The 24,768-nt window shown below is 62.7% G+C and carries 24 protein-coding genes, 1 tRNA gene and 1 pseudogene; 14 read left to right on the forward strand and 12 right to left on the reverse strand.

What is annotated here, in order from left to right; all coding sequences use genetic code 11:
• Positions 1–103: 103 nt before the first annotated feature.
• Entirely contained in the window at positions 104–382 is a 279-nt protein-coding gene (locus tag JQ609_RS24535; protein WP_212209745.1) for a GlsB/YeaQ/YmgE family stress response membrane protein, read from the reverse strand.
• 60 nt (positions 383–442) lie between these two features.
• On the reverse strand, positions 443–1,045 hold the full coding sequence (locus JQ609_RS24540; RefSeq protein ID WP_212275304.1) for a YidB family protein: 603 nt from the start codon (positions 1,043–1,045) through the stop codon (positions 443–445).
• A gap of 150 nt (positions 1,046–1,195) precedes the next feature.
• On the opposite strand from JQ609_RS24540, the gene JQ609_RS24545 reads away from it, so the two are divergent.
• Positions 1,196–2,197 carry a 2-dehydropantoate 2-reductase gene (locus tag JQ609_RS24545; RefSeq protein WP_212275306.1) on the forward strand — a complete coding sequence of 334 codons (1,002 nt, stop codon included), beginning with the start codon at positions 1,196–1,198 and terminating at the stop codon, positions 2,195–2,197.
• 72 nt (positions 2,198–2,269) lie between these two features.
• Positions 2,270–2,476 (forward strand): hypothetical protein, encoded by a 207-nt coding sequence (locus JQ609_RS24550; RefSeq protein WP_249128362.1) that lies wholly within the window; start codon positions 2,270–2,272, stop codon positions 2,474–2,476.
• 171 nt (positions 2,477–2,647) lie between these two features.
• Here JQ609_RS24550 and JQ609_RS24555 read toward each other — a convergent pair whose 3' ends face one another.
• Positions 2,648–3,265 carry a hypothetical protein gene (locus tag JQ609_RS24555; RefSeq protein ID WP_212275308.1) on the reverse strand — a complete coding sequence of 206 codons (618 nt, stop codon included), beginning with the start codon at positions 3,263–3,265 and terminating at the stop codon, positions 2,648–2,650.
• 528 nt (positions 3,266–3,793) lie between these two features.
• Here JQ609_RS24555 and JQ609_RS24560 point away from each other — a divergent pair.
• The 6 genes from JQ609_RS24560 (at position 3,794) to JQ609_RS24585 (ending at position 8,293) form a co-directional block, all read left to right on the forward strand.
• A complete protein-coding gene (locus tag JQ609_RS24560) occupies positions 3,794–4,432 on the forward strand; it encodes an RraA family protein (RefSeq protein ID WP_212275310.1) in 639 nt (212 codons plus the stop codon).
• A gap of 46 nt (positions 4,433–4,478) precedes the next feature.
• Complete coding sequence (locus tag JQ609_RS24565) at positions 4,479–4,850, forward strand: cupin domain-containing protein (protein WP_212209740.1); 372 nt, start codon at positions 4,479–4,481, stop codon at positions 4,848–4,850.
• A 46-nt stretch (positions 4,851–4,896) separates the two neighbouring features.
• On the forward strand, positions 4,897–5,865 hold the full coding sequence (locus tag JQ609_RS24570) for a tripartite tricarboxylate transporter substrate binding protein (protein ID WP_212275312.1): 969 nt from the start codon (positions 4,897–4,899) through the stop codon (positions 5,863–5,865).
• Positions 5,866–6,084: 219 nt separating this feature from the next.
• Positions 6,085–6,354 (forward strand): hypothetical protein, encoded by a 270-nt coding sequence (locus tag JQ609_RS24575; RefSeq protein WP_212275313.1) that lies wholly within the window; start codon positions 6,085–6,087, stop codon positions 6,352–6,354.
• 189 nt (positions 6,355–6,543) lie between these two features.
• Positions 6,544–8,097, forward strand: a complete 1,554-nt coding sequence (locus JQ609_RS24580; RefSeq protein WP_212209737.1) for a heme peroxidase family protein — start codon at positions 6,544–6,546, stop codon at positions 8,095–8,097.
• Positions 8,098–8,216: 119 nt separating this feature from the next.
• Positions 8,217–8,293 (forward strand) — tRNA-Arg (locus JQ609_RS24585).
• A 54-nt stretch (positions 8,294–8,347) separates the two neighbouring features.
• On the opposite strand, the gene JQ609_RS24590 is transcribed toward JQ609_RS24585, so the two are convergent.
• Both JQ609_RS24590 and JQ609_RS24595 read right to left on the reverse strand, forming a co-directional pair.
• Positions 8,348–8,911 carry a putative glycolipid-binding domain-containing protein gene (locus tag JQ609_RS24590; protein ID WP_212275315.1) on the reverse strand — a complete coding sequence of 188 codons (564 nt, stop codon included), beginning with the start codon at positions 8,909–8,911 and terminating at the stop codon, positions 8,348–8,350.
• A gap of 166 nt (positions 8,912–9,077) precedes the next feature.
• Positions 9,078–9,530, reverse strand: a pseudogene (locus JQ609_RS24595) (amino acid ABC transporter substrate-binding protein); the annotation flags it as partial.
• 141 nt (positions 9,531–9,671) lie between these two features.
• On the opposite strand from JQ609_RS24595, the gene JQ609_RS24600 reads away from it, so the two are divergent.
• A complete protein-coding gene (locus JQ609_RS24600; RefSeq protein ID WP_212275321.1) occupies positions 9,672–10,571 on the forward strand; it encodes a LysR family transcriptional regulator in 900 nt (299 codons plus the stop codon).
• A 183-nt stretch (positions 10,572–10,754) separates the two neighbouring features.
• On the opposite strand, the gene JQ609_RS24605 is transcribed toward JQ609_RS24600, so the two are convergent.
• Positions 10,755–11,279, reverse strand: a complete 525-nt coding sequence (locus tag JQ609_RS24605) for a YybH family protein (RefSeq protein ID WP_249128365.1) — start codon at positions 11,277–11,279, stop codon at positions 10,755–10,757.
• A gap of 188 nt (positions 11,280–11,467) precedes the next feature.
• Here JQ609_RS24605 and JQ609_RS24610 point away from each other — a divergent pair, with 188 nt between their 5' ends.
• Both JQ609_RS24610 and JQ609_RS24615 read left to right on the forward strand, forming a co-directional pair.
• Positions 11,468–12,448 (forward strand): LysR family transcriptional regulator, encoded by a 981-nt coding sequence (locus tag JQ609_RS24610; RefSeq protein WP_212275326.1) that lies wholly within the window; start codon positions 11,468–11,470, stop codon positions 12,446–12,448.
• A gap of 216 nt (positions 12,449–12,664) precedes the next feature.
• Entirely contained in the window at positions 12,665–14,347 is a 1,683-nt protein-coding gene (locus JQ609_RS24615; RefSeq protein ID WP_212275328.1) for a methyl-accepting chemotaxis protein, read from the forward strand.
• Between the two features lie 108 nt (positions 14,348–14,455).
• Here JQ609_RS24615 and JQ609_RS24620 read toward each other — a convergent pair whose 3' ends face one another.
• Together JQ609_RS24620 and JQ609_RS24625 are read right to left on the reverse strand one after the other, a co-directional pair.
• A complete protein-coding gene (locus tag JQ609_RS24620) occupies positions 14,456–15,739 on the reverse strand; it encodes a serine hydrolase (RefSeq protein WP_212209732.1) in 1,284 nt (427 codons plus the stop codon).
• A 112-nt stretch (positions 15,740–15,851) separates the two neighbouring features.
• Entirely contained in the window at positions 15,852–16,814 is a 963-nt protein-coding gene (locus JQ609_RS24625; protein ID WP_212275330.1) for an alpha/beta hydrolase, read from the reverse strand.
• A gap of 292 nt (positions 16,815–17,106) precedes the next feature.
• On the opposite strand from JQ609_RS24625, the gene JQ609_RS24630 reads away from it, so the two are divergent.
• On the forward strand, positions 17,107–17,349 hold the full coding sequence (locus JQ609_RS24630; protein ID WP_211998296.1) for a hypothetical protein: 243 nt from the start codon (positions 17,107–17,109) through the stop codon (positions 17,347–17,349).
• Between the two features lie 19 nt (positions 17,350–17,368).
• Here JQ609_RS24630 and JQ609_RS24635 read toward each other — a convergent pair whose 3' ends face one another.
• Both JQ609_RS24635 and JQ609_RS24640 read right to left on the reverse strand, forming a co-directional pair.
• Positions 17,369–19,117, reverse strand: coding sequence for an NAD(P)/FAD-dependent oxidoreductase (locus tag JQ609_RS24635; protein ID WP_212275332.1), 1,749 nt, complete (start codon positions 19,115–19,117; stop codon positions 17,369–17,371).
• A 164-nt stretch (positions 19,118–19,281) separates the two neighbouring features.
• On the reverse strand, positions 19,282–21,123 hold the full coding sequence (locus tag JQ609_RS24640; protein ID WP_249128366.1) for a di-heme-cytochrome C peroxidase: 1,842 nt from the start codon (positions 21,121–21,123) through the stop codon (positions 19,282–19,284).
• A 258-nt stretch (positions 21,124–21,381) separates the two neighbouring features.
• Between JQ609_RS24640 and JQ609_RS24645 the strand changes: the two genes are divergently transcribed.
• Together JQ609_RS24645 and JQ609_RS24650 are read left to right on the forward strand one after the other, a co-directional pair.
• On the forward strand, positions 21,382–22,068 hold the full coding sequence (locus tag JQ609_RS24645; RefSeq protein WP_212275334.1) for an alpha/beta family hydrolase: 687 nt from the start codon (positions 21,382–21,384) through the stop codon (positions 22,066–22,068).
• Positions 22,069–22,106: 38 nt separating this feature from the next.
• Positions 22,107–22,835: an aspartate/glutamate racemase family protein gene (locus JQ609_RS24650; RefSeq protein WP_212275336.1), complete on the forward strand. Its 729-nt coding sequence runs from the start codon at positions 22,107–22,109 to the stop codon at positions 22,833–22,835.
• A 17-nt stretch (positions 22,836–22,852) separates the two neighbouring features.
• Here JQ609_RS24650 and JQ609_RS24655 read toward each other — a convergent pair whose 3' ends face one another.
• Both JQ609_RS24655 and JQ609_RS24660 read right to left on the reverse strand, forming a co-directional pair.
• Positions 22,853–23,635, reverse strand: coding sequence for an SDR family oxidoreductase (locus JQ609_RS24655; protein WP_212275337.1), 783 nt, complete (start codon positions 23,633–23,635; stop codon positions 22,853–22,855).
• Positions 23,636–23,678: 43 nt separating this feature from the next.
• A complete protein-coding gene (locus JQ609_RS24660) occupies positions 23,679–24,653 on the reverse strand; it encodes a 2-dehydropantoate 2-reductase (protein WP_212275339.1) in 975 nt (324 codons plus the stop codon).
• Positions 24,654–24,768: the final 115 nt, after the last annotated feature.

A 24,768-nucleotide genomic window follows, 5' to 3' on the forward strand; every position in this document is an offset into this window, starting at 1 on the left:
CCGAAGTGTCACAATATGAATCACACAAAATGCCGATTCGGGAATCCCCGACATCAGATGTGTGCATGCCCTAGGGCCTTCGCCGGGACGACGGATAGTTTTTCTATCTGTTACCCGGATCCGAAATCACGCGGCTGGCGACCAGCCGATTCCAGATGAACAGCACGATCAGCGCGCCGATGGTGGCGGTGACGAAGCCGGCGCCCTGGTTGGCGCTGTAATAGCCCATCGCCTGGCCGATGAAGGTCGCGAGAAACGCGCCGGCGATGCCGAGCACCGTGGTCAGGATGAAGCCGCTCGGGTTGTTGGGGCCGGGCGAAAGCAGGCGCGCGATAATTCCGGCGACAAAGCCGACGACGATGACCCAGATAATGCCACCCATGGCGATGGTCCTTTGCAATGTTCTATGAGGGAGAATGCGGCGCGCGAGCGCGCCGCGGTATCAAAGCCGGCCTGAGATTTCGTTCTCGTCCGGCAGCCTTCCGTCCGGCGTCAGGTGATTGATCACGTCGGGCAGATACTGGCTGAGACCCTGCAGCAGATCATCGCGCGACATGCCGGTCTGCGAGGACAGCGATTCGATCTGATCGGCGCCGAGCGCGCTGGCGAGATCGCCCGGTGCGATCTCCTTGTTGGGGCCGTTGCTGACCCATGAACTCGCCGCGTCGCCCTGGCCCTTTTCCTGAAACTGCTTGAGCAGGTCGCCGAGACCGCCACTGAGGATGCTGCCGGCGGCGCCGCCCGCGAGCAAGCCGCCGAGGCCGCCCTTCATCAGATCGCTGAGGCCGCCTCCGCCCATGGCGTTACCCAGGCCGCCGGGCAGGCCCGCAGTCACGTTACCGGGCAGTTTCGGCGGGGCAGAAGGCGTCGACGGCGCTGCACCGGGCTGACTGCCGCCGAAATGTTTCACGGCTTTCCAGGCCAGCAGGGCCAGGATCGCCATGGTCATCGGCGACATGCCCTCCTTGCTGTCCGATTGCGCGTTCGGGTTGCCGGGGCCGCGCGGGCCGTTCTGCATGCCGTTGAGTATGTCGAGTAAACCCATGGTGGTCTCCTGCAGCGTGGTCAGCCCCCGGGCGAAACATAACGGTGGCCCATGACGGTTACAAGGCGCGCCCGGATAAGCGTTTGCGCCTTCGATAGGCACCGGGTGCCGGTTCTGCTATCGAAGGGCCGGCAATAGAGACAATTGAAGATGAACGCAGGCCGAACGATTGGCGTGGCGGGCGCGGGCAGCATCGGCTGCTTCGTCGGCGGCATGCTGGCGGCCGGCGGCCGTCGTGTCGCCTTGCTGGCACGAGCGCGCGTGATCGCCGAGATCGAGGCCAAAGGCCTGCGGCCGACGAGCTTTGAAGGTTTTGACCGGACGATCGAAGCGACGGCGCTGAAATTGTCGGATGACCCGTCGATCTTTGCGGATGCTGGCGTTGTGCTGGTCACGGTCAAAAGCGCCGATACCGCTGACATGGCGGATATCATCGCACGGCACGCGCCATCAGATGTCATTGTCGTCAGCCTGCAGAACGGTGTCGGCAATGTTGCGGTGCTGCGCAATCGCTTGCCCGGTCGGCGCGTGCTCGGCGGCATGGTGCCGTTCAATGTGATCACCGCGGGCGAGGGGCGGTTTCATCGCGCCACCTCGGGCGACATCGTGATCGAACAGGACGACGCCGGTACCGCCGAAAAGCTTTCAGTGCCCGGATTGAACATGGGCCCCACCGGCAATATCGACGGCGTGCAATGGGGCAAGCTGCTGCTCAATCTCAACAACGCGCTCAATGCGCTGGCCGATCTGCCGCTGCGCCGCCAACTCGTGCAACGGCCCTGGCGGCGATTGTTTGCCGACCAGGTGACGGAAGGATTGGCGGCGATGCGCGCAGAGGGCATCAAGCCGGTTTCGCCGACGCCGCTGCCGGCGGGCTGGATGCCGCCTTTATTGCGTTTGCCGGATATGATCTTCGAAGCCGTGCTGGGGCGGACGATGAAGATCGATCCCGAAGCGCGCTCCTCGATGTGGGAAGATCTGCAACGCGGCCGCCGCACCGAGATCGACTATTTTCAGGGCGTCATCACCGAGATCGCCGAGCGGCGCGGGCTGGACGTGCCGCTGTCGCGCCGGGTCGTCGAACTGATCCGCAAAGCCGAGGCCGCCGGCCAGGGTTCGCCGGGGCTGACACCGGATCAGATCCGCAGATGAAGCAGTTGGTTGCCTTGAAACGGCGCCGATGCGCGCGAGTTTTGCCGGGGAGCGTTCACTGGGAGAAGCGGCATGACACCGACACGAACAGTCTCTCTGACGATCGCCGCTTTTCTTGGCTGGCTATCCGTGCTTCCCGCGTATGCCGTGCCGCCCGTTGCGACGCCGTCGCCGGGCTATGAGGCGCGGCTGCAGGAGCAGCGGGCCGCGGCGGCGCGTGCCCACAGACCGGTCGCGCCAGTGCTAAAGCCGCCGCGCCGGACCAAGCGCGCCCGGTGAACTGATCGTGTTGATGCGAGGGTGATTGCGGATTGATGTTGTCGTCCCGGCGAAGGCCGGGACCCATACGCCGCGGCTCGTGTTATTGGAAAAGGAAGACAATAACCAGCCTGCAAAACAACGATCGCTGGTGGGTATGGGTCCCGGCCTTCGCCGGGACGACGGAATACATCAGCCCCGCTTCGGCTTGGCCGGCGGCGGGTTGCTCGGCGTCGGGTTGAACAGCTTCTTCAGATCGTCGATGCTTTGCGACAGTCGCGGCCATTCGCAGGAGAAGGAATCTTTCTTGCAGTTGGAAGCCTTGATGCGCGCGGCCTGCTTGACCGGGCTTGCCACCGGCACAGGGATTCTTTCGACCTCGGTTCGCAACGCCACCTGCTGCACGGCGCGCTGCGATTCTTGCTCTTGCTGCTGTTGTTGCTTGGCCGTCAAGGCCGCCGCGATGTTGCTGCGGCGCTGGCTTTCGAGATAGGCGGTATATTGCTGGTCGATCTTCTTCTGCTCTTCCGGCGTCGGGTTGGGCCCCGCGATGTCGAAGGTCCGGTCCTGCATGAAGTCGTAATAGGTGTAGCCGCCGCCAGGCTTGCGGCGGCCGGCGAACTTCGCGTTGCATTCGGCAAGCGCTGACGTCCTGTCTTCCTTGGTCTTCGCCTTCTCGGCGGCGTCAGCGCAAGATTCGAAATCGACCGGCGTGCCGCGCCACCACTGCGCATGCGCATGCACCGGGCCCAGCACGACGAGGCCGGCGACGGCTGCGATAGCGAGCAGCGATGATAGTGACGCAATCACGGACGGAGTTTCCTCAACAACGCGAGTTCCAAAGTTGATTTGCGGTCATGGATTAAACGGATTGTCGCCATTTTGACAGGGCTTGTCACCCCCGGAACCCGCTGATTTTCCAGCGCTGATTTCTTGCCTGTGATCGATGGAACCGACCGGCGGTGCGTTGGAATTTATTCTGGAAATTCAACGCGAAAGCGGTTTGGACCGTTGGGCGGAAGCCGGCCGGAGGCGGCTTGCGCCGCAGTCACCCCTGTTGACGCATTGTGGCAGGACTTTGCCATTTATTCCCAGCGCCGGCCCGGCGCGGTTTCGCCGAACATCGTGCACCAATGAAGGGGCGAGTTCACATCTGATGAAAATCCGCTCGACCGGCCGCCCGATTTTCCGGCGATCTCCTGCGATGCCGATTCCGATACAGCCCAATGGAATAGAATTTGGGCATACCAATCTGTGCAAAAAGGTATTTGATTGCCTGAGTTTGGCGCTATCAAAGATGTCCGCGAACAAGAAGAAGCATCAGGGGAAACCAACTGCATGAGCGTCACCATTGCCATGGATAGCGTGCCAAAGCCGGCGTCTGACTTAATCGAGGCATTCAGGAGCGCCTCGACGTCGATCATCAGCGACAACCTTGCCCGGCTGCCGGGCGCCGTGGGGTTGCGGCCGTTCCATCGCAGCGGCAGGCTCGTGGGCGTTGCCTTTACCGTCCGCACCCGGCCGGGCGACAATCTGGCCATTCACAAGGCGCTCGAACTGGTTGGACCCGGCGACGTGATCGTGGTCGATGGCGGCGGCGACGAGAGCCGGGCACTGGTCGGCGAGATCATGAAGAACATCGCTGAGTATCGCGGCGCTGCCGGCTATGTGATCGACGGCGCGATCCGCGACGTTGCCGCGTTCGCCGCGTCCGACTTTCCGTGCTTTGCCCGTTCGGTCATTCATCGCGGCCCCTACAAGAGCGGCCCCGGCGAGATCAACGTGCCGGTCTCGATCGGCGGGTCGGTGATATCGCCAGGTGATATCGTGGTGGGAGACGAGGACGGCGTGGTGTCCTTTCCGGCCGTGATCGCACCTTCGTTGCTCGAGGCGGTGCGCGCCCAGACCAGGCGAGAAGAGGAAACGTTGGTAGCGATCCGCGAAGGGCGCTATCAGGGCTCCTACGGCAAATCATGATCAAGACGCAACGGACATTGGGACAACTGACGTTGAGGAAGCGACGATGAGTCAGAGGGACGAGTTTCACAATCTGGACAACCCGGATGACGGCCTGTTTCGCGATCTCGCGCCGGGCCTCACCACGCGCATCTTCGCCGGCGAGCAGGCCATGCTGTCGGTGGTGACGCTGGCGCCGCATTCGCAAGGCACCCTGCATCATCACCCCGAGGAGCAATGGGGCGTGCTGCTCGAGGGTTCGGCCATCCGCGTACAGGGCGAAGAGGAGATCGCGGTGAAGAAGGGCGATTTCTGGCGCACGCCGGGAAACGTGCCGCACACCATGCGCGCCGGGCCGGACGGTGCCCGCGTGCTCGATATTTTCAGCCCGCCGCGGCCGGAGTACAAAAAACCGGGATCGGGCTTCGGTAATCAATAGCTCTGCGAAACAAAAAACAAACGCAGCAATAATCAGGGGGAGAGAAATGAAGAAGATCACGAGACGGTCGATGCTGGCGGCGTCGGCCGCATTCACTTTCGCGCCGTCGCTGGCCTTGGCACAATCGGCGAAGAACTTGACGCTGGTGGTGCCATTCCCGCCGGGAGGCTCGACCGACGCGCTGGCGCGGCTGCTGCAGTCTCACTTGCAGACCAAGCTCGGCCGTATCGTGCTGGTGGAGAACAAGTCGGGCGCCGCCGGTTCACTTGGCGCGACGCAGGTGGCCAAGAGCCCGCCGGACGGATCGTCGTTTCTGGTGACCTTCGATTCTCACGCGGTGATCCCGGCCATCCTCGAAAAGCCGCAGGTCGACGTCGAGCAGGATCTGGTGCCGGTGTTCCTCGTCGGCACCGCGCCCTATGTGATCGCGGCGAACGCGAGCCGGCCGTTCAAGAATTTTGCCGATGTCGTTGCAGCGTCGAAGAAAGAACCCGGCTCGATCAAATACGCCTCCGTCGGCATCGGCACCCTCGGCCATCTGGCGATGACGATGCTCGCCAAGCAGGCCGGCGCAGAGATCACGCATGTGCCGTATCGCGGCGGCGGACCGGCCATGAACGACGTGCTCGGCGGACACGTCGACCTGATCGCGGGATCGGCGGCGCTGATCATGGCGCAGTTGGGGACCAATACGCTTCGCCCCATCTTGCAGCTGGGGCGCGAGCGGATGCCATCGCTCCCGGACACGCAGACGGGAATCGAAGCCGGCTACCCCGATTCCGAGACGCTGGCCTGGTGGGGCATTTTTGCGCCCAAGGGTACGCCGCCTGATGTCATCGATGGCCTCGCAAAGCCGGTCCGCGAAATTCTGAGCGAGCCCGCGGTCGCGGCGCAGCTGCGCGAAACGCAGCAAATGACGCTGCTGCTGGCCGACGCCAAGGATTTCGGCACGTTCTTCGCCAAGCAGGTCAGCGCCTGGGGCAAGGTCGTGCGCGAGAACAACATCAAGGCGTAAGGCCCGGTATTCATCTTCTTGATTTTTCGGGACGCGATCCGGCGGCCCGCCTGGCAGGGGCGGCTGCGGCGGCTGCCGCAACGTGCCCGTATGATCCCGGACTATCCCAAAGACGCATAGGAAAAGCGGTCGACTCGTGGCGAAGTTCCGGGAACCGCGCCAACCTTTATGGCTTCCGCGCGTTGTCAGACTACGAAAGTCACCGTTTCGGAGATCGTTGTGAACAGCACACTCACGTTGAAGCCCCGTCCCAGCAATACGGCATTGATCGCCTGGCAGTTCACAGGGCAGCCTCTGTACGAATGGCCGAGCTGGGTGCAGTCGAGCTGCTCGCTTCAACGCGGCGACGACGGACAACTCGAGCTTCGACACGAGCGACGGAGCGGCGCGCAGATCGTCTATCTCGGAGAGTGGCTGGTCCACGATCTCGACGGCGGCATCTGCTTCTACACCGACGCCGAAATCCGCAAAGAGTTCGAAATCACCTGAGCGCTATTGACGCAGCAAACTTCGCGGCGAAGTGTGAACCACGCAACAATCAGCCACAATCTATGGGATTATATCTGTTGTCACTCACCCAGAGGGGCAATGCTGAAATTTCGAATCGCATTTTAAGGAACTGAGACGACTCAACTGGCGCCCCTCTCCTCGCAGCATTTTCCTGATTGGAGAAACGTGATGGCAACAGAAGTGAATGTCCAGCCCGGCCATGGCAAAGCTGGCCGTCATCCGACAAGGCAATTTCTCGATACGCTTTCCGGGCACGACGATCCCGGCATGTTCGGTCGGATGTTTCCGACCCTCGATCCGCTGGCGGTCGATGACAAGCCGCTGCAGGAACTCGCCGACGCGATGAAAGACCCGAACCCCGGCGACCCCGCCGGGAACAACACCAAGGTGCCGGCCGGCTTCACCTATCTCGGGCAGTTCGTCGATCACGACATCACGCTCGATCTGACCTCATTCGGCGACAAGGAGGCCGATCCCAACGCGGTGGAAAATTTCCGCACGCCGGCGCTCGATCTGGACAACGTCTATGGTCTCGGTCCGGATGGCAGCCGGCAGCTTTACGCGCGCAATCCCGGCGACCTCGACGGCAAGACGCCGGGTCCGAAACTCCTGATCGGCAAGACCATCAACGTGCCGCTCGGTGGCGTGACCGGCGATCTTCGCAACGATCTGCCGCGCAGTCCCGAAGGCTTTGCGCTGATCGGCGATCACCGCAATGATGAAAACCTCGTCGTTGCGCAGACGCATCTGGCGATGCTGAAATTCCACAACAAGGTGTGCGATCAGCTGGCGGCGAAGGGAACGCCGGTCGGCGAGATCTTTGCGGAGGCACGCCAGATCGTGACCTGGCACTATCAGTGGATGGTGCTGCACGATTTCGTCGAGCGCATCACCGAAAAAGGCATCGTCGCAAAAATCCTCGAGCAGGGCCGCCGCTTCTACCGCTTCAGGAAGACGCCCTACATGCCGGTCGAGTTTTCCGCGGCCGCCTACCGGATCGGCCACAGCATGGTGCGCGAGGTCTACAGCCACAACCGCATCTTCACGCCCGGCGGCGGCGGAATCCCGGCCACGCTCGACCTGCTGTTCAAGTTCACGGGACTGTCCGGCGGCATCATCGGCGATCTCGCGCCCAATCCGCCGACCCCGCCGCTACCGCTGCCACTGCTGTCCAGCAACTGGATCATCGACTGGCGGCGCTACTTTGAAGTGCTGGCCACCAATCCCGCTGACGTCAGGCTCAATCCCTCCCGCAAGCTCGATCCGTTCGTGGTGCCGCAACTGCATACGCTGCCGGGCGGCGGCGGCAGCCTGCCGTTCCGCAATTTGAAGCGCGGCGTGCTGCTCGGATTGCCGTCGGGACAGGATGTCGCCAAGGCGATGCGGATCAAAAACCCGCTGACTTCGGCCGAGATCGCCAAGGGCACCGACGGCGCGGTGGCCAAGAAGCATGGCCTGCACGAGCATACCCCGCTCTGGTACTACATCCTGAAAGAGGCCGAGCAACGCGGCGGCGGCGAAAAACTCGGACCGGTCGGCGCCACGATCATCGCCGAAGTCTTCGTCGGCCTCGTGCATGGCGACCGCCAGTCGTATCTGTGGCTCAAGGGCAAGAACTGGAAGCCGACGCTGCCTTCGAAGACGCCGGGCGATTTCACCATGGCCGATTTGCTGCGGTTCGTCGGCGATGTCAGCCCGATCGACGGCATTTCGACGGTGTAGCGGTAAAATCACCGATGAATCCTGCGATTGCGTTGTAAATCACGGCGCAATCGCAGGCTGGCGATCAGGCTTCCGCTCTGGTATGGAATCGCGATACCCGCCCGATTCAGCGGGTTCGCGGTCCCGTAGCTCAGCCGGATAGAGCGACGGTTTCCTAAACCGTAGGTCGCATGTTCGAGTCATGCCGGGATCGCCAGTTTTCAGAATCCAGCAACGCAAATTAAAGACGGCATTTCGCGACGCGCGCATGTCAGGCGGTCGGCGGAACGCGCTCGAACAGGTGCTCGTAATGCAGCACCAGTCCGTTCTCGTCGACCACCAGATCGGCTTCAAAGCCGAGCGACAGCCCAAGATCGACGTAGCGTAGCCGTTCGGGGCCTTGCCGGTCGTAGCGCTGGCGCGACCGCGCCACCGTCAGCGCCGGGCCATCGATGAAGGCGGTATCAAGCGGCAGGCTTTCTCCGGCGCCAAGCGGCGTCCTGCGGATCGGGAAGCTGTTGCAGAATGGCGTGACCGACAGGTCCGGCTCCTCGGCCCCTTCGAGGTCCGGCCGCAGCAAACCATCGACCCGCCAGCCGGTTCCGGCGCGTTCCAGATGCAGCAGACCATGGCCTTGCGCGTTCCAGCGCTCCACGGTGACGGTCAGCGCGTGCCATTCGGCATCGAGCCGCCAGCGATGGTCGATGCGATAGCCGCCGGCGTCGAGGCAGATCGTGGTCGCGGTGGCCGTGATCCGGTCAGGCTCGATTGTCAGTTCCAGGCGCTCGAGGCCCTCGATATCGGTCCGGCGCCAAAACAGCACGGATGTGCTCATGGCAAGTCTCCTTGCTTTCCCCAGCCTTTATCCTACGGGGGCAAGGATCATGCGTTACGCCGCCGCGGATCGAACACGCACACGTGTTCGAGGAGGGGCTGTCGGCGATCTCTGAAGGTTCAGCTGGTTCCTTGCAACATCAGCCCGCCCTTGGCCATTCGCGCCCTCAGCGCTCGTAGCTTGCCGGGTCCGCGCTGTCTGACGGATTTGCGAATGCGCTCCGCAAAACCTTAGGCATCGGATTGCGGAAATTGAGGCCGTTCGGCGATTCGAACCACTTCTTGTAGATCACCTCGATCTCGGGGCTGCGGTACAGGTTCGCAGTCGCGCGATCCGCCACGGTCTTGAACGGCGCATCGTCCTTGCGCAGCATGATCCCGTAGGGCTCGGCTTTCGAAAAGGCCTCTTCGCTGATGATGTAGGCCGACGGGTCCTTTGACCGCGCGATCGCGACGGCGAGTTGCACATCATCGAGGACGTAGGCGGCGGCGCGGCCGGTCTCCAGCATCAGAAACGCCTCCGCCTGGTCCTTGGCGGCCAGCACCGCAACGCCGAGATTTCGTGCGCTGCTGGCCTGGGTGAGCTGCACCATATTGGTCGAGCCTGAGATCGCAACGACACGATAAAAAAGTGATATTATCGAATGTAAATTCATTCCATGGAAGAATGAATGGAGCGCGCGACCGAAACGCTCCTGGGGAGCGGCGCGCATGGCCGCGGTTCAGCTCTCGCGCGATGGCTAGATCGAAACGGGGAACGCATGTTCAGTCTGAAGCAGGTCGAAGCACTGTATTGGATTGCGCGGCTCGGGACGTTCGAACGCGCCGCGTCCAAACTGAACACCACCCAGTCAGCCATCTCGAAACGCATTCAAGAGCTCGAACTCGTTGCCGGCACGCCGTTGTTCGACCGGAGCCAGCGGAGCGCCCGCCTGACCGAGCAGGGCGAGCAGCTGCTCGCGCTCGCGCAGGAAATGCTGGCGTTGCAGCAACGCGTGCTTCATCTGAAAGACGGAAACGAGATACCGGTACGCCGGCTTCGGCTCGGCATAACCGAACTGACTGCCCTGACGTGGTTTCCGCACCTCATCGCGAGTCTGCGCGCGAAATATCCAAGGGTCACGATCGAGACCGAGGTCGATATGAGCCGCGATCTCTACGATCGGCTCCAGGAAGACAGGCTCGACGTCATCATCATTCCAGAAGCGTTTTCTGATGCACACATCACCGCGGTCGAGCTAGCCCAGAACCGAAACGTGTGGATGGGAAGTCCAAAGCTCGTACGTACGCGGCGCAAGCTCTCGATCGCGGAGTTGGCTGAGTACACGATACTGGTCCAGGGAAACCGATCGGGCACCGGCCTTTGGGTGAGCAAGTGGCTGAAGTCTGAAGGTGCAATGCTTCCCCGCCTGTTTTCCAGCGACAGTCTGATCGCGTTGCTCGGACTGACCGTCGCTGGCCTCGGCGTGACATATCTGCCGCTGCAATGCTTCAAGCCACTTGTCGCTGAGGGGAACCTCAGGATCATCCGGACCGATCCGGAGCTGCCGGCGATTCCCTACGTCGCGATGTATCGCCACGACCGCCCCAGCGCCTTCACCGCTGGTGTCGCCGAACTCGCGCGGACCACCTGCGATTTCTCGCGTCAGCTACAGGGTTGATCGGTGGCTGACGATCCGCATTTTCGTGTTGCGGCGCCAGCAGCATGCGTGCTGCGAGACCGGATCGGCTTCTTCCCAGGTGATCGCTGCGGCCAAGTCGCTTTCCGGCGAAAGCAGTCGGCTCAAGCGCGAGGTCGGCCAGTTCTTGAGTCTTGGTCCGCGCCGCCTGAAGACACCACGGCCTCAGGACCTTTCGCCGAGCCGCGCGCCGCGGGCGACGCCCGCGGCCGTCTCCAGGCCGACGTAACGGACCAGCGGATCGGCATGGCGATGGACCAGCTGCCATTCCGAACCTTGCTTGCGATAGACCTGAGTGACGCGGAGTGACCAGTCCTGATCGGGCAGGCCGCCGACCTCGCCATGCTGGCGCTCGATCATCACGAGAACCACCAGACCGTCGGATACGTAGCTCTGCACCAGTTCGAGTTTCGCGTCGCCATTTCTGAAGTACTTGGCGAGTTGCGCCAGGCGTTCGGGGCTGGCATCAAAGCCGCGGCTGGCCGGGCCGCCGAACGGCTGCATCAGCGTGAAGTCATCGGCGATGCGGATCATGCGAGACCATTGCTCCATCTCGCCGCGCATGAAGGCGATCGCTTGCGCTTCGGTGCGCTGGATCAGCTCCGCGACCGGCTGTCCCGCGCTGGCGGCTGAATTGGCCAGGCATTCCGATGGCCGGAACGACAGGGATGCCGTCAGCGCGGCCGTCATCGCCGCGCGCCTAGACATGCCGGCTAGCGGGCAAGCAGAAGGTTTACCTTGGTCCAACGGCCGTCGTGTCCTGCGCAGGAATCCGAACATGTGAGCACTCCCGATTTGTTTCGGCCGGATCCAGGACGTCCGGCGGGGTGCATTTGCCACTTCATCGCAGATGAACAAAATGATATGATTTCACCGATATGGTGAACAAGATTGATCTATCCAGAGCCGACCTGAACCTGCTGGTGCTGTTCGAAATCCTGATGGAGGAGCGCCACGCCGGGCGATCCGCCGAGCGGCTCAACCTGTCGCCATCGGCGGTCAGCCATGGCCTTGGACGCCTGCGTAAACTGCTTGATGATCCCTTGTTTCTCAGGACGCCCAAGGGCGTGGTGCCGACCGCGCGGGCCACCGAACTCGCGGCGCCAGTGGCCGAAATCCTGACGCGCATCCGGGGCGTGGTGTCGAACGGTGCGCCGTTCGATCCGGCGCGCTCGACCCGCCGCTTCGTCATCGGCGCGCCGGATGGAACGTCGGCGGTGTTCCTGCCGCCATTGCTCGAAGCGTTACGGAAGACCGCGCCGGGCATCGATATCGGCATCCGCCAGATTCTGCCGACGCAGGGCCAGCCCACGCCCGACCTCGCCTGGAAGCAGGCGCTGGCCGATCTGGAAGCGCGAGACATGGATATTGCCGTGATCCCGTTCGACGATGTGCCGGTGCGCTTCCACAAGCAAACGCTCTATCAGGAAGAGTTTGTCATCGCGGCGCGCGCGGGCCACCCGTTTCAGAAGGCACCGCGCTTGCGGAACTACTGCGACATGCAGCATCTCGTCGTCTCGCACACCGCTGATGCCTATGGCTTCGTCGATGTCGAACTCACCAAGCAGGGGCTGGCGCGGCGCGTTGCGCTGACGGTGCCGAACTTCGCTTTTGCCCTCGGCGTGCTGGCGGAAACCGATCTGGTTTCGGCGTTGCCGCGACGGTTCGTCGAGATGCACGGTCCGCGCTTTGGAATTGTCGCTATCAAGGCGCCGATCGCGCTGCCCCACTTCGCCATCAATGCGGTTCTCCCAAAGGTTGCAATGATGGATGCGGGCATTGCCTGGCTTGTCGCGGCGCTCGACCAGATCAAGACGCCCAAGACGCCCGGTGCACGCAAACCAAAGCACTCCATTTGAGCGATCGGCACGAAAACACGCCCCCTCGCACCTGGCTACCTGCGCGAGACGGTAACGTCGGCCGGGTACTCAGGTGTTCCAGGGCGACCACAAAGCTCAACAATATCAATACAACCGAGTCCCTGCCGCCGCCCAGTGCATGCTTAAAAGTTCGCTAACAAGTCCCGGCTATATTGAGACAGTCGTTTTCCCATCCCAGGCCCAGGATTTGACCCGATGTTCTTTTCCCGCATCAGCTTCAAGCTTGCCGTCATGATTGGTCTCAGTCTCGCCGGCATGGTCGTGATGGCTCCGATCGCGCTCTACACCATGCGCGCGCAGATGATGTCGGACCGTCAGGTCAAGACGCAGCAGATGGTCGACATCGGAAATGGAATCCTGACCCATTATCAGAAGCTCGAAACCGACGGAAAGCTGTCGCGCGACGACGCGCAGAAGGCGGCGATCCGGGAAATCAAAAGCCTGCGCTACGACAAAGTCGAGTATTTCTGGATCAACGACATGTCGCCGAAGATGATCATGCATCCGATCAGGGCCGAGCTTGACGGCAAGGATCTCGGAGAGATGAAGGATCCGAACGGCAACCGGCTGTTCATCGGATTCGTCGACGTCGTGAAGTCGAAGGGCGCCGGCTTCTACAGCTATCTGTGGCCGAAACCCGGCTTCGATCAACCGGTGCCGAAGATTTCCTATGTGAAGGGCTTCGCGCCCTGGGGCTGGATCATCGGCACTGGCATCTATCTCGACGACGTCGATGCGGTGTTCCGGCAGACCGCCCAGATGTTCGCGCTGGTGTGTCTGGCCGTGTTCGCGCTGGTGCTGATCAGCTCGTTCTTCATTGGCCGCAGCGTGACGCGGCCGCTCACGACCATCACCAACCTGACCGACCGGCTGGCGTCCGGCGATACCGCTTTCGAGGTCCCCTATACGCAGCGCAAGGATGAGGTCGGTGCGCTCGCCAAATCGCTGCGCGTCTTCAAGGACAATGCCGAGGCGGTGACCAAGATGCACGCCGAGCAGGCCCAGCTGAAGACCGATGCCGATGCCGAGAAGCGCAAATCGATGATGGATCTCGCCAGCAAGTTCGAAGCCAGCGTCCAGGCCGTCGTCGGCGACGTCATCAAGGATGCGAGCGAAATGCAGGGCACCGCGCAAGGGATGTCCCATACGGCCAGCCAGGCGAGCGACCGCTCCAAGGCGGTGGCGATGGCTTCCCAGGAGGCGTCGTCGAACGTGCAGACGGTGGCGTCGGCCGCCGAAGAGCTTTCCGCGTCGATTTCCGAGATCACCCAGCGCGTCGGTCACGCCGCCCAGATCGCCGACAAGGCTGCCGCCGACGGCCAGCGCACCAACGAAACCGTTCAGGGCCTCGCGACTGCCGCCCACAAGATCGGCGAAGTGATCGGCCTGATCAACGACATCGCGTCCCAAACCAATCTGCTGGCGCTCAACGCCACCATCGAAGCGGCGCGCGCCGGCGAGGCGGGCAAGGGCTTTGCGGTGGTCGCCAGCGAGGTCAAGTCGCTCGCCAGCCAGACCGCCAAGGCGACGGAAGAGATCAGCGCGCAGATCAACGCCATTCAGGCCGAGACCCAGCAGGTGGTCGAAAACATCCAGAGCATTCGCTCGACGATCATGGAAGTGAACGAGATTTCGTCCTCGATCGCGGCCGCTGTCGAGCAGCAGGGCGCGGCCACGCAGGAAATTGCGTCCAGCGTGCAGAAGGCCGCCGCCGGCACCAATCAGGTCTCGCAGAACATCTCGGACGTGACCGCGGCGACGACGGAAACCGGCGCCAAGGCGCACAGGGTGCTGGAGTCCAGCGACCGGCTCGGCCGCAAGCTGAAGGCACTGCAGGACGAAGTGTCGAGCTTCCTGGCCGGCGTGCGGGCGGCATAGGCGCGGGTACGGTTCGGCTGAATCAGGACCGCAGCTCTAGTTCAGGCTCAAGGGCAGGGCGTCCATGCGCCCTGCCCAAGCAGCGTTCTGCGGTCGCTCGATAAATCGCTATTTTTCGAAAGCGCCGTATACGATATTTTTCAGAGCGATGCGAAGCCTGCCGCGGTGCATGACCGTCTGCGACATGAAGACAGCGAACATGTTTTCCTTCGGATCGACCCAGAAAGTCGTCCCGCCAGCGCCTGACCAGTTCATCTCGCCGACCGATCCCTCGATCGGACTGACGCCAGCGTCGATGCGGACGGCGAAGCCGAGCCCGAATCCGAAACCGGGTCCCGGCGAATAGGCGGGTCCGGGAGTCACGCCCGATCCCGGCCCGATATGGTTCGAGCCCATATAGGCGACCGTCTTCGGGCTGAGATATCGCTTACCGTCGAGCGTGCCGCCATTGACCAGCATCGCGGCGAAGCGCGAATAATCGCCGATGGTTGAAACCAGGCCGGCACCGCCGGCCTCAAACTTGCGGGCGACGCGCGGGTCGCCCATTTCCGCACCGGGACCGATCTTGCGGTCGCTCGGAAACGGTTCGGCCACCAGCGATTGTTTGGCCGCATCGGTGACGAAAAAGCTCGTATTGGTCATGCCGAGCGGGTCGAACAGGCGTTCCTTCATGAACTGAAAGAGCGATTTTCCGGAGACCACCTCAATCACGCGGCCGAGGATATCGGTCGACTGGCTGTATTCCCATGTCGAGCCCGGTTGATAGACCAGCGGCAATTTGGCCAGACGTTCGGCAAACAGGGCGTTGTCAGGATCGCCCTCGAACAAGTTTGCCTCGCGATAGAGCTTCTTGACGGCGCCATCGCCGAAGACACCGTAGGTCAGGCCGGAGGTGTGGCGCATCAAATCCTGGATCGTCATCGGTCGCCTGGGAGCGACCAGATCGAGTCCGATCTTGCCGTCCTCGCCCTTCTTCTCGACGCCAACCTTCACGTCAGCGAAAGCCGGGATGTATTTGGACACGGGCTCATCGAGCTGCAGCTTGCCTTCCTCGACCAGCATCACCGCCGCCACCGTGGTGATCGGCTTCGTCATCGAATAGATGCGGAAAATGGTGTCCGGCGTCATCGGCGCCTTGGTGCCGGGATCGCGAACGCCAAAACTGTTGAAATAGGCGGTCTTGCCGTTGCGCTGGATCATCATGATCGCGCCCGGAATCTTCTCCGTGGCAATTTCGTTCTTGAGATAGGCATCGATGCGCGCGAGCCCTGCGCTCGAGAAACCCGTCTCCTCCGGTTTGGCGATGATGGGGCCTTCGGCGAATGCGACGGAGACGGTCGCGAGCAACAATGCGGCGACGGCAACGCCGCGCAAGCGGATGGATGCGAGCATTTCTATCCCCCCTGGTCGGATCTTGACGTCCGAACGCCCCGGCCGCACTGACGGTGGCCCGATGATGCGGGATAGTTGCTTAGCTCGATGGCGCTGACAAGGCCCGCTGTGTCTATACGCCCTGCTCAAGCAGCGCCTTGAAATCGGCGCGGGCGCGTTGCGCTTCGCATTTAGCTGCCTCGGAGGCTTCTCCGAGCCCGAAATAGCCGTGGATCAGGCCTGGGCCGTCATAGTATTTGGTGGCGACGCCGGCGGCGATGAGCGCATCCGCATAGGCCTTGCCCTCGTCGCGGAGCGGATCGAACCATGCCGTGGTGACGATCGCCGGCGCGAGCCCGGCGAGGCTTCTTGCGCGTAGCGGCGAGACGCGCCAATCGGCGCCGTCGGCGGCGCTCTCGAGATAATGAACGCAGAACCATTCCATGACGGCGCGCGACAGGAAATAGCCCTCGGCGTTTTCAGTGCGGGAGGGAAAGCGCGCGTTCTCTTTGATATCCGCGAAATTGCCGAAAACATCGGTGACGGGATAGACCAGCAATTGCGCTGCGAGCTTGATGCCGGCGTCGCGGCAGGCGATTGCGGTCACCGCCGCCAGATTGCCGCCGGCGCTGTCACCGGCGACGCCGACGCGCTTGATGTCGCCGCCGAACTCGGCGATGCGTTCGACGATGTCCCTCAAGGCAGCGAACGCGTCCTCGAAGGCGCCGGGAAAGCGCACCTCGGGCGGCCGCCGGTAGTCGACTGAAATGACGACGGCGCTGGTCTCGATCGCAAGCAGGCGCGCTTGCCGGTCATGGGTTTCGAGATCGCCGGCGACCCAGCCGCCGCCATGGAAGAACACCACCGTCGGCGATTTTTCGTCTGTGTTGCGATAGACCCGCGCGGCGAGGAAACCGGCAGCACCCTTGACCTTGGTGTTTTCTGCGCTGGCGACCGGAGGCGGCGGCACCGCGGCACGGACATCCGCCAGCGCGCGAAGCGCATCGCGCGCGCTCTGCGGCGTCATCGTCGTGGGGTCGCGCAGCGGCAACAGCGGAATGATCTGGGCGATGACGGGATCGAGCGGCGTAACCATGTAGAATGCCTCGCGTTGGACAGGGCCGCACCTTAGGTCGCGCGCAAAGCTGCCGCAATTAGGTTTGCCGCATGGCTCGAGGATGCCGCGCTGCTGCGCCCGCTCATCTTTGGCGACGCAACATCGAGCGGGGAATGCCGCCGAGTTTGCTAAATTGCGAAGAATTCCATCAAGCAGAATTTGCGCGTCGCTTGGTAGGCTGGTTCCTCGTTTACTCCTGATTATCCGTACCGGCGGAGCGCAGGGAACGGCCGGTCGGGCCGTTCATTGCTCCTTGGGAAGGAGGTGCGCGATGAAGGAAGTTGCCGCGATAGACCGTGCGATCGACGAAGTGCTGGTGCAACTCGGGCAAATGGTTCTGAGGCTCTCCAGCCCGCAGGTGACGAAACGGGCCGATGAGCGACGCGCGCTGGTGCGTTCGGTCAACCAATACTCGGTGTGTGCCGCGCGTTCCGACGATCCGCGCGTGCACGAGCTCAAGGCCGAACTCGACGAGACGATCAAGCCGCGGTTGCGGCTGGTGGTCTCCAGATAAACGCTTCAGAGTAAGCGTTTCAAACCACGGGCACGCGCCGGGCGGCGACCGCCGCCGGCGAAATGACGTCGATGTCGAGCGGGACGCGCCAGCGCTCGGTCAGCCGCACGCGCGGCGCTTCGTTGCGCGGGTCGGCGCCGTCGATCAGAAAACCCTCAAAACCGTTGCTCATGACCTCGTTGCATTTCTGCACGTAGATCGGAAAGCCGCCGATATAGGGCATGAAGACGCGCGGCCGGCCGGGGATGTTGGCGCCGACATACCAGGAACTGCAGGTCGACCGCAGCGAGATCTTTGAGACCTCGTTGACGTGCTCGACCCATTCATCCTGATATTGCTCGATGGGCTCGATTGTATCAGCACCGATGTCGCGGATATGCGCCATGCAGTCGGCCATCCAATCGACATGCTGCTCGATCGCCTGGATCATGCTCGCCAGCACCGACGGGCTGCCCGGCCCGGTGATGGTGAACAAATTGGGAAAGCCTACGGTCGCCACGCCGAGATAGGCGCGGGGACCGGCGCGCCATTTCTCAGAGAGCGTCTGCCCCTTGCGGCCGGTGATGCGGATCTTGTCGAACGAGCCGGTCATTGCGGCAAAGCCGGTCGCGGAGACGATGGCGTCGAATTGATATTCTGACCCGTCGACCTCGATACCTTTGCTCGTAAAACGCTCGATCGGTGTTTTGGACACATCGACCAGTTTCACATGCGGCAGATTATAGGTTTCGAAATAGCCGGTATCGACGCAAAGACGCTTGCAGCCGAACACGTTGGAAGGGCACAGCAGCTCGGCGGTCGCGGGATCTTTCACGATGCCGCGGATCTTGTTGCGCGCGAATTCGGCGATGGTGTCGTTGGCTTCCTTCTCGAACAAGAGGTCGCCGAAGGCGCCGAGGAACGGCAGCCCGCCGCGCTCCCAGGCTTCTTCATATTGTCGCTCGCGTTCCTCCGGCGAGGCCTCCAGCGCCGGCTTCATGTTGAAGGGGAAATAGAAGCCGGTCGGCCGCGCCCGCGCTTTCGCCCGGAGCGCCGGATAATCGGCCTTGATCGTTTGGCGGTATTCCGGCGTCAGTTTCGCGTTCCAGGCCGGCACGGAATAGGTCGCGGTGCGCTGGAATACGGTAAGCGCTGAGGCCTCTCGCGCGATGATCGGAATTGACTGGATCGCCGACGATCCGGTGCCGATGATTCCGACGCGAAGCCCGGTGAAATCGACCCCTTCATGCGGCCATTCGCCGGTGTGATAGACCGGCCCCTTGAAGTCCTCACGTCCTTTGAAGGGCGGATGGTTTGCCGCCGACAGGCAGCCGATCGCCATGATGCAGAACTTGGCGAACACCCTGTCGCCGCGGTCGGTTTCGATACGCCAGCCTTTTGCAATTTCGTCGAAGCTCGCATCCGTGACGCGGGTGTCGAACCGGATGTGCTGGCGCAGATCGAACCGGTCGGCGACATGGTTGGCGTAGGCGAGGATTTCCGGCTGCGGCGCGTATTTCTCCGACCAGTCCCATTGCTGATCGAGTTCTTCCGAGAACGAGAACGAATACTGCATGCTCTCGACGTCGCAGCGCGCGCCTGGATAGCGGTTCCAGTACCAGGTGCCGCCGACGCCGCCCCCGGCCTCATAGACACGCGCAGTGAAGCCAAGCCCGCGCAGGCGGTGCAGCATGTACATGCCGGCGAAGCCGGCGCCGACAATGACGGCGTCAAACACCGCATCAACCTCGGCCGGACGCTGTTGTTGATCTTGCTTGCCCGCAGCCATGCGTTTTTCCCGATGAAGACGAAAGCTGCGCCTACATCAGACCAAAGCGCGCGAAGCGTCAATCGCGCCACCGCATGGGCGGGTTGCGCAGGGTCGCGGCCGTTCGTTTCCGCAAGCGTGTTGCATCGCGGCCGGAGCCAGCCCGGCCTGCGCGGCATCATGTCTCAGAGCGTCTTGAGGTACTCGATGATCGCCTTGCGCTCGTCGGGGGCCAGTTTCTTGCCGATCACGCCCTTGGTCTTCGGCGGCTTGTCGGCGAATTCGTGGCCTGTGTTCCAGTTTCCGCGGATCGAGGTGTCGAATTCGAAGCCGTTCGTGAGCTTGTCGTATTTGTAGCCGAGATTCACCGGGTCGTACTCGCGGTTGCCGAGATAGAATTTCTTCGGCCTTTCGTCGACCGGAGACAGCAGCGCGTAGACATTTGGAACCGAGCCGTTGTGGAGGTAGGGCGGGGTCGCCCAAACGCCGTTCAGTGGACGGACCTTGTATTCAAGCTTGCCCTGGATTTCGTTGGGCACGTTGCCGTTCAGGGCATTGCGTTGCTTCTCGTCCAGTTTCCGCTGATCATAAATGACGTCGACGGTCTTTTGGACCAGTTTGCCGAGCGCGAATCCGAATCCGGTCTCCGTGATTCCGAGATGCGGGGGGATCGCGACCGTCCGGGCGATCATGTCCGCGGCCTGGGCAGGATCGGTGCCGATATGCTCGATCGGGATGTTTTCGATCTTGAGGATCGGCTGGCCGATCTCGTTTTTGGTCCACCAATCCTTGTTGTTGAAATCGAAGAACGCCTTGGTCGAAACCGGCGGACGGTGACATTCCTGACAATGCACCTTGTAGAGTTCGCCGCCCTGGGCCGCGAGCTTTTCGTCGATCGGCGGCAGGATGTCGCTCGGCCAGCGCGGTGACTTCAGGCCCGAGAAGCCTTTTTCAAGGCTCGGCGGATCGCCCGCGATCATTTGCTCCATTTCGTTGAGCCGGTCGATGTCGACGCTCGATTTGAACAGGCCCTTCGACGGGTCGAGCAGATTGAGTTCGGCCGATACGCCCAGCGCTTCACCGGCATTGCGCACCATCGGCTGCATGATGGAGCCGTTATACTGCACCCAATCGAACCACGGTGTGTTCCAGATCCGCGGGTAATGCACCGGCGCCGAGGAGCCCGCGTAGTTTTCCGGCTTCTTCAGGTCGATTGAAAACACCTGATTGCCGATCCGGTTCAGCGCGTCCAGCCGGCCATAGCCTTCGAGCACGCTCTGGGAAGCGACGGCCTCCTCGAGATTCTTGACGGCCTTCAATTGCGTGAGGACCTGGTCGATCTGGTATTTCAGGATCTCGCGATCCGCGACCGCCGAGTCCGGCCCCAGGATCCGTGCGGCGAACCGATCGAAGCGTGTGGGGATCAGCCGCGTATAGAGCAGCGCCACGCCCATTCCCTGCTTCAGCTTGAACAGATCTGTCAGCGCCGGCCCGCCATCGATGATGACAGCGGTGTCCTTGTAGGTGAACCGCCCGGTATGGCAGGCCGCGCAGGTCAGGCCGACGCCGGTCATGTCCTGCTTGTTGCGCGGGTTGCGCCAGGGCGCGCCCGACGGGTCGAGCATCGGGCCGCCCTGCGCAATGCCGATCGGGAGCGCCTTCTTGCCGGGGATAATGGTGTCCGGAATGAAGCCGTAGCGATCGAGATAGGCCGGGTCGCTTAACGGGTCGGCCTCGGTGAAGACCAGCCACGGAATCGTCGGCTGCTCCAGCGCCATGAACCATTCAAAGGGCATGCCGAAGGTCCGCGTTCCCTGGTCGGCGTGGTAGAACCAGCTGAGTTTTTCTTTGCTGATGCCCTGGTCGAGCCAGACAGTCTTCTTCGGCTGCGGGTACTCCGCGATCCTGACGTGAAGGTTTTCCCAGAGTTTTGCGATGTCGTCCTTGAAAGCGACGTAACCGGCGACGGCGATCAAGGCTGCGATAACAATTTTGGTCCTGCCCCGCATGATCAGCCCTTTGTTCAATTGCGCCGCCTGAGCGCGAAATATGCGTATCTCATTAAAAAATCGCCAAACACGTACTCAGCCTTGGCGTGCGATCAAATATCTCGCCATCTTATAGTAGCATAAGCCGGCTGTCCATAAAGCCGGCTTTGCGCGTTGTGCCGTTCTGCTGCAGCGGAAGGTGCCGTTTCGAATCCGCCGGATGGGTTCGCCGAGCGCGTTTGCACGCGCCGCCCCTGAATGTAGAATCAAGCGGTAGCATACCCCGGGATCGCCGATTTGAAAGCCGCCGCCGTGCAACCGCTCAAGATCGAAATCACCGCTGCGGACCCGGTGTCTGCCTTGCTGATCCATCCGCCGCAGGCGCGCGCGTGTTACGTGTTCGCGCATGGGGCGGGCGCCGGCATGGCCCATGCTTCGATGGAGACGATTGCAACAGGTCTCGCTGACCGCGACATCGCGACGCTGCGCTATCAGTTTCCCTACATGGAAAAGGGCAGCAGGCGGCCCGATGCGCCGGCTGTTGCGCACGCCGCGGTGCGGGCCGCCGTGGCGGAAGCCGCGCGTTGCTGCGGCGGGCTGCCGCTGATCGCGGGCGGAAAATCGTTCGGCGGGCGCATGACCTCGCAGGCGCAGGCGATCGATGCCTTGCCGGGCGTTCGCGGGCTCGCCTTCTTCGCCTTTCCGTTGCACCCGGCCGGAAAGCCTTCCAGCGACCGCGCCAAGCATCTCACCGCGGTCGAAATACCGATGCTGTTCCTGCAGGGGACGCGCGATGCGCTGGCCGAATTGAGCCTGCTCGAACCCGTGGTCAAGAAGCTGGGCAAGCAGGCGACGCTGCATCTCGTGAAGGAAGCCGATCATTCCTTCCACGTGTTGAAGAGTTCAGGCCGCAACGACCGCGAAGTGATGACCGAGGTGTTGGATGCGTTCGCGGCGTGGGCCGGGACGATCGGCGCAGGATAGCGTTGGCAGAACGGCGCAGCGGATGCTAATCAGGCCCCATGGCCAAGATCCTCATCGTTAATCCCAATACGACCGCGTCAATGACGAAAACCATCGGCGAGGCCGCGCGCGCGGTCGCGGCATCAGGCACCGAGATCGTCGACGTGACGTCGGCGATGGGGCCGGTCTCGATCGAGGGATTTTATGACGAAGCCTTCGCCGTTCCCGGCCTGATCCAGGCGCTGTTGAACGCAAGGGATGCCGATGCCGGCATCATCGCCTGCTTCGATGACACCGGCCTCGACGCCGCGCGATCGGTCGCCCCCTATCCGGTGGTCGGGATTTGCGAGGCCGCGCTGGTGACGGCGGGGCAACTGGCAAAACGCATCGGAATAGTGACCACGCTGCCGCGTTCGATCGTGCCGCTGGAAGAACTGGTGCGGCGCTACGGCTTTGCGGAACGGGCGCATGTCACCGCCTGCAATGTCGCGGTGCTTGATCTCGAAAAGCCCGGCTCCGGCGCGGAAGAGAAACTCGACGCCGAGATTGCGCGCGCGCTCGACAAGGGCGCGGAAGCCATCGTGCTCGGTTGCGCCGGGATGGCCGACCTTGCAGCCAAGCTCTCGCAAAAATTCGGCGTTCCCGTCGTCGACGGCGTCGCGGCCGCGGTGAAGCAGGCCGAGGCGCTGGTCGGCTTGAAACTCACCACATCGCGGCGCGGTTCCTACGCGCTGCCGGGCGCCAAGGACTACACCGGCCTGCTGGCGCCGTTTGCGCCCAAGAGTTGAGCAGAACTGAGAAGGCTTTAGGCTGATTGCGGCGGGCCGTAGATCTTGTCGCGCAGCCGCCGCATGCCGGCCAGCCAGCGCTCGCGGCTGGAAGCCTTGCGCAGCATGTATTCGGCGACTTGCGGGTGCGACAGGATCAAAAACCGTTCGGCTTCCATCGCCTCGATAACCATGCGGGCGACTTCGGGCGCCTGCAGCACGCCATCGACCCGCGCGGCGCTGGGACCGGGCGTCGTCATGCCGGTCTGTACAGATTGCGGGCAAAGCACCGACACGCGGATGCCGCGGTCGCCATATTGGATGGCGAGATGTTCGGCGAGCGCCACCGCGGCATTCTTGGTGACGCCGTAGGGCATCGAGTTCAGCGACGCCAACAGGCCCGCGGCGGATGCGGTGTTGAGCAGATAGCCCGATCCCCGCGCGAGCATGCCCGGCACCAGCACGCGTGCCGCGAACACGTGGCTCATGACATGGACCCGCCAGCTGACGTCCCAGTCCGCGTCGGACGCGCTTTCCTGTCCCTTGCGCGACAGGCCGGCGTTGGAAAAGAACACGTCGATCGGGCCATATTTGTCCTCGGCTGCCGCGATCAGCGCCTTGACGTCTTCTTCAAGGCCGACGTCGGCGGTCACGGCCAATCCATCGATGTCGCCGGCGACATTCGCCAGCCGGTCGCGCGAGGTTTTCAGGTCGGCGACGACCACGCCGCGCGCGCCGGCCTCGGCATAAGCACGCGCCACCGCTTCGCCAATGCCGCTCGCGGCGCCGGTAACGACACAGACCTTGCCTTTGACGTTCATGCTGAAGCTTCCTTCTTTGTTCGGCGTGTCCCGCGTGTGGTGTTCAAGTCCGGTAAAGCCCCTTGTCGCGCGCCTGACGAATTGCAAGTCCCGCCATCAAATCGAGCATCGGCGTCGAAAGCCCGGCGGCCCGTGCGAATGCGGCGGGTGCGCGGACCAGTACGTCGATCTCCATGGCGCGGCCGAGCTCAAAGTCCTGCAGGATCGATGGCTTGTGGGCGGGCGCGGGGCCGGAGCGGGTGACGCGCTTGACCTCGGGATAACAGCTCTGGGCGATGCTGTTGGCTTCATCCAGCAAACGCGGGATCACCTCGGCGAGCGCCGGTTCGTCCCGGACGCCGCGGGCGGTCTGGCCGGTGAGCAGACACAGCACCGACATCGACATGTTGGTCAAAAGCTTGGACCAGATCGCTTCCCTGATCTCGGCGACATCTGGCGATTCGATCGAAGCTTCATTGAGCGCTGCGCGCAGCCGCGCGATCCGCTCGCTGTGACGATTGTCGCATTCGCCGATCAGGAGCCGGTTCCGATCAGGTGAGAGATTCGCGACCACACCGGGTGCGACAATCTCGTTGGATGAATAGATCACGCCGCCGATAATCCGTTCTTTGGGTATCGCCGCGCGCAGCTTGCCGTTTGGATCGAGGAAGCCAAGATCGGGCGTCGGCGGATGTTTTGCGGGGAGCCCGATATCGTACCACCAGGGGATCCCGTTCTGGGCCAAGACCACGGCGGTATCGTCGCGCAACAGGGATTGCAGACCGGCGGCGAGCGCACTCACCCCCGTCGCCTTCAGCGTGCTGATCACGACATCCTGCGGACCCAGATCCGCCGGGTCGTCGGAGGCGCCGACTTTGGCTTTGAACTCGGCCTCGCCGACACGCAGCGTCAGGCCGTTGGCCCTCACGGCGTCGAGATGCGGGCCGCGCATCACGCAGGAAACGTCGTGTCCGGCCAGCGCGAGCCGCACCGCGAAATGGCTGCCGACGGCGCCCGTACCGAAAACGCATATCCGCATCGAGTTGATGTCCTGCTGAGGGAACCGTGAGGCGACAGTTTCCACAAGCTTGCACCGCAGCGCAACCGGCGATGCCGTTTGCATCGCAGGCATCACGGAAAGGGATAGATCAATC

This window comes from Bradyrhizobium sp. AUGA SZCCT0169 (assembly GCF_018130085.1).
GTDB lineage: Bacteria > Pseudomonadota > Alphaproteobacteria > Rhizobiales > Xanthobacteraceae > Bradyrhizobium.

What these genes read in the sequence shown, in the direction of transcription:
- JQ609_RS24535 (WP_212209745.1), bottom strand. Translation starts at nt 382, where the DNA reads ATGGGTGGCATTATCTGGGTCATCGTCGTCGGCTTTGTCGCCGGAATT.
- JQ609_RS24540 (WP_212275304.1), bottom strand. Translation starts at nt 1,045, where the DNA reads ATGGGTTTACTCGACATACTCAACGGCATGCAGAACGGCCCGCGCGGC.
- JQ609_RS24545 (WP_212275306.1), top strand. Translation starts at nt 1,196, where the DNA reads ATGAACGCAGGCCGAACGATTGGCGTGGCGGGCGCGGGCAGCATCGGC.
- JQ609_RS24550 (WP_249128362.1), top strand. Translation starts at nt 2,270, where the DNA reads ATGACACCGACACGAACAGTCTCTCTGACGATCGCCGCTTTTCTTGGC.
- JQ609_RS24560 (WP_212275310.1), top strand. Translation starts at nt 3,794, where the DNA reads ATGAGCGTCACCATTGCCATGGATAGCGTGCCAAAGCCGGCGTCTGAC.
- JQ609_RS24565 (WP_212209740.1), top strand. Translation starts at nt 4,479, where the DNA reads ATGAGTCAGAGGGACGAGTTTCACAATCTGGACAACCCGGATGACGGC.
- JQ609_RS24570 (WP_212275312.1), top strand. Translation starts at nt 4,897, where the DNA reads ATGAAGAAGATCACGAGACGGTCGATGCTGGCGGCGTCGGCCGCATTC.
- JQ609_RS24580 (WP_212209737.1), top strand. Translation starts at nt 6,544, where the DNA reads ATGGCAACAGAAGTGAATGTCCAGCCCGGCCATGGCAAAGCTGGCCGT.
- JQ609_RS24590 (WP_212275315.1), bottom strand. Translation starts at nt 8,911, where the DNA reads ATGAGCACATCCGTGCTGTTTTGGCGCCGGACCGATATCGAGGGCCTC.
- JQ609_RS24600 (WP_212275321.1), top strand. Translation starts at nt 9,672, where the DNA reads ATGTTCAGTCTGAAGCAGGTCGAAGCACTGTATTGGATTGCGCGGCTC.
- JQ609_RS24605 (WP_249128365.1), bottom strand. Translation starts at nt 11,279, where the DNA reads ATGACGGCCGCGCTGACGGCATCCCTGTCGTTCCGGCCATCGGAATGC.
- JQ609_RS24610 (WP_212275326.1), top strand. Translation starts at nt 11,468, where the DNA reads ATGGTGAACAAGATTGATCTATCCAGAGCCGACCTGAACCTGCTGGTG.
- JQ609_RS24615 (WP_212275328.1), top strand. Translation starts at nt 12,665, where the DNA reads ATGTTCTTTTCCCGCATCAGCTTCAAGCTTGCCGTCATGATTGGTCTC.
- JQ609_RS24620 (WP_212209732.1), bottom strand. Translation starts at nt 15,739, where the DNA reads ATGCTCGCATCCATCCGCTTGCGCGGCGTTGCCGTCGCCGCATTGTTG.
- JQ609_RS24625 (WP_212275330.1), bottom strand. Translation starts at nt 16,814, where the DNA reads ATGGTTACGCCGCTCGATCCCGTCATCGCCCAGATCATTCCGCTGTTG.
- JQ609_RS24630 (WP_211998296.1), top strand. Translation starts at nt 17,107, where the DNA reads ATGAAGGAAGTTGCCGCGATAGACCGTGCGATCGACGAAGTGCTGGTG.
- JQ609_RS24635 (WP_212275332.1), bottom strand. Translation starts at nt 19,117, where the DNA reads ATGGCTGCGGGCAAGCAAGATCAACAACAGCGTCCGGCCGAGGTTGAT.
- JQ609_RS24650 (WP_212275336.1), top strand. Translation starts at nt 22,107, where the DNA reads ATGGCCAAGATCCTCATCGTTAATCCCAATACGACCGCGTCAATGACG.
- JQ609_RS24655 (WP_212275337.1), bottom strand. Translation starts at nt 23,635, where the DNA reads ATGAACGTCAAAGGCAAGGTCTGTGTCGTTACCGGCGCCGCGAGCGGC.
- JQ609_RS24660 (WP_212275339.1), bottom strand. Translation starts at nt 24,653, where the DNA reads ATGCGGATATGCGTTTTCGGTACGGGCGCCGTCGGCAGCCATTTCGCG.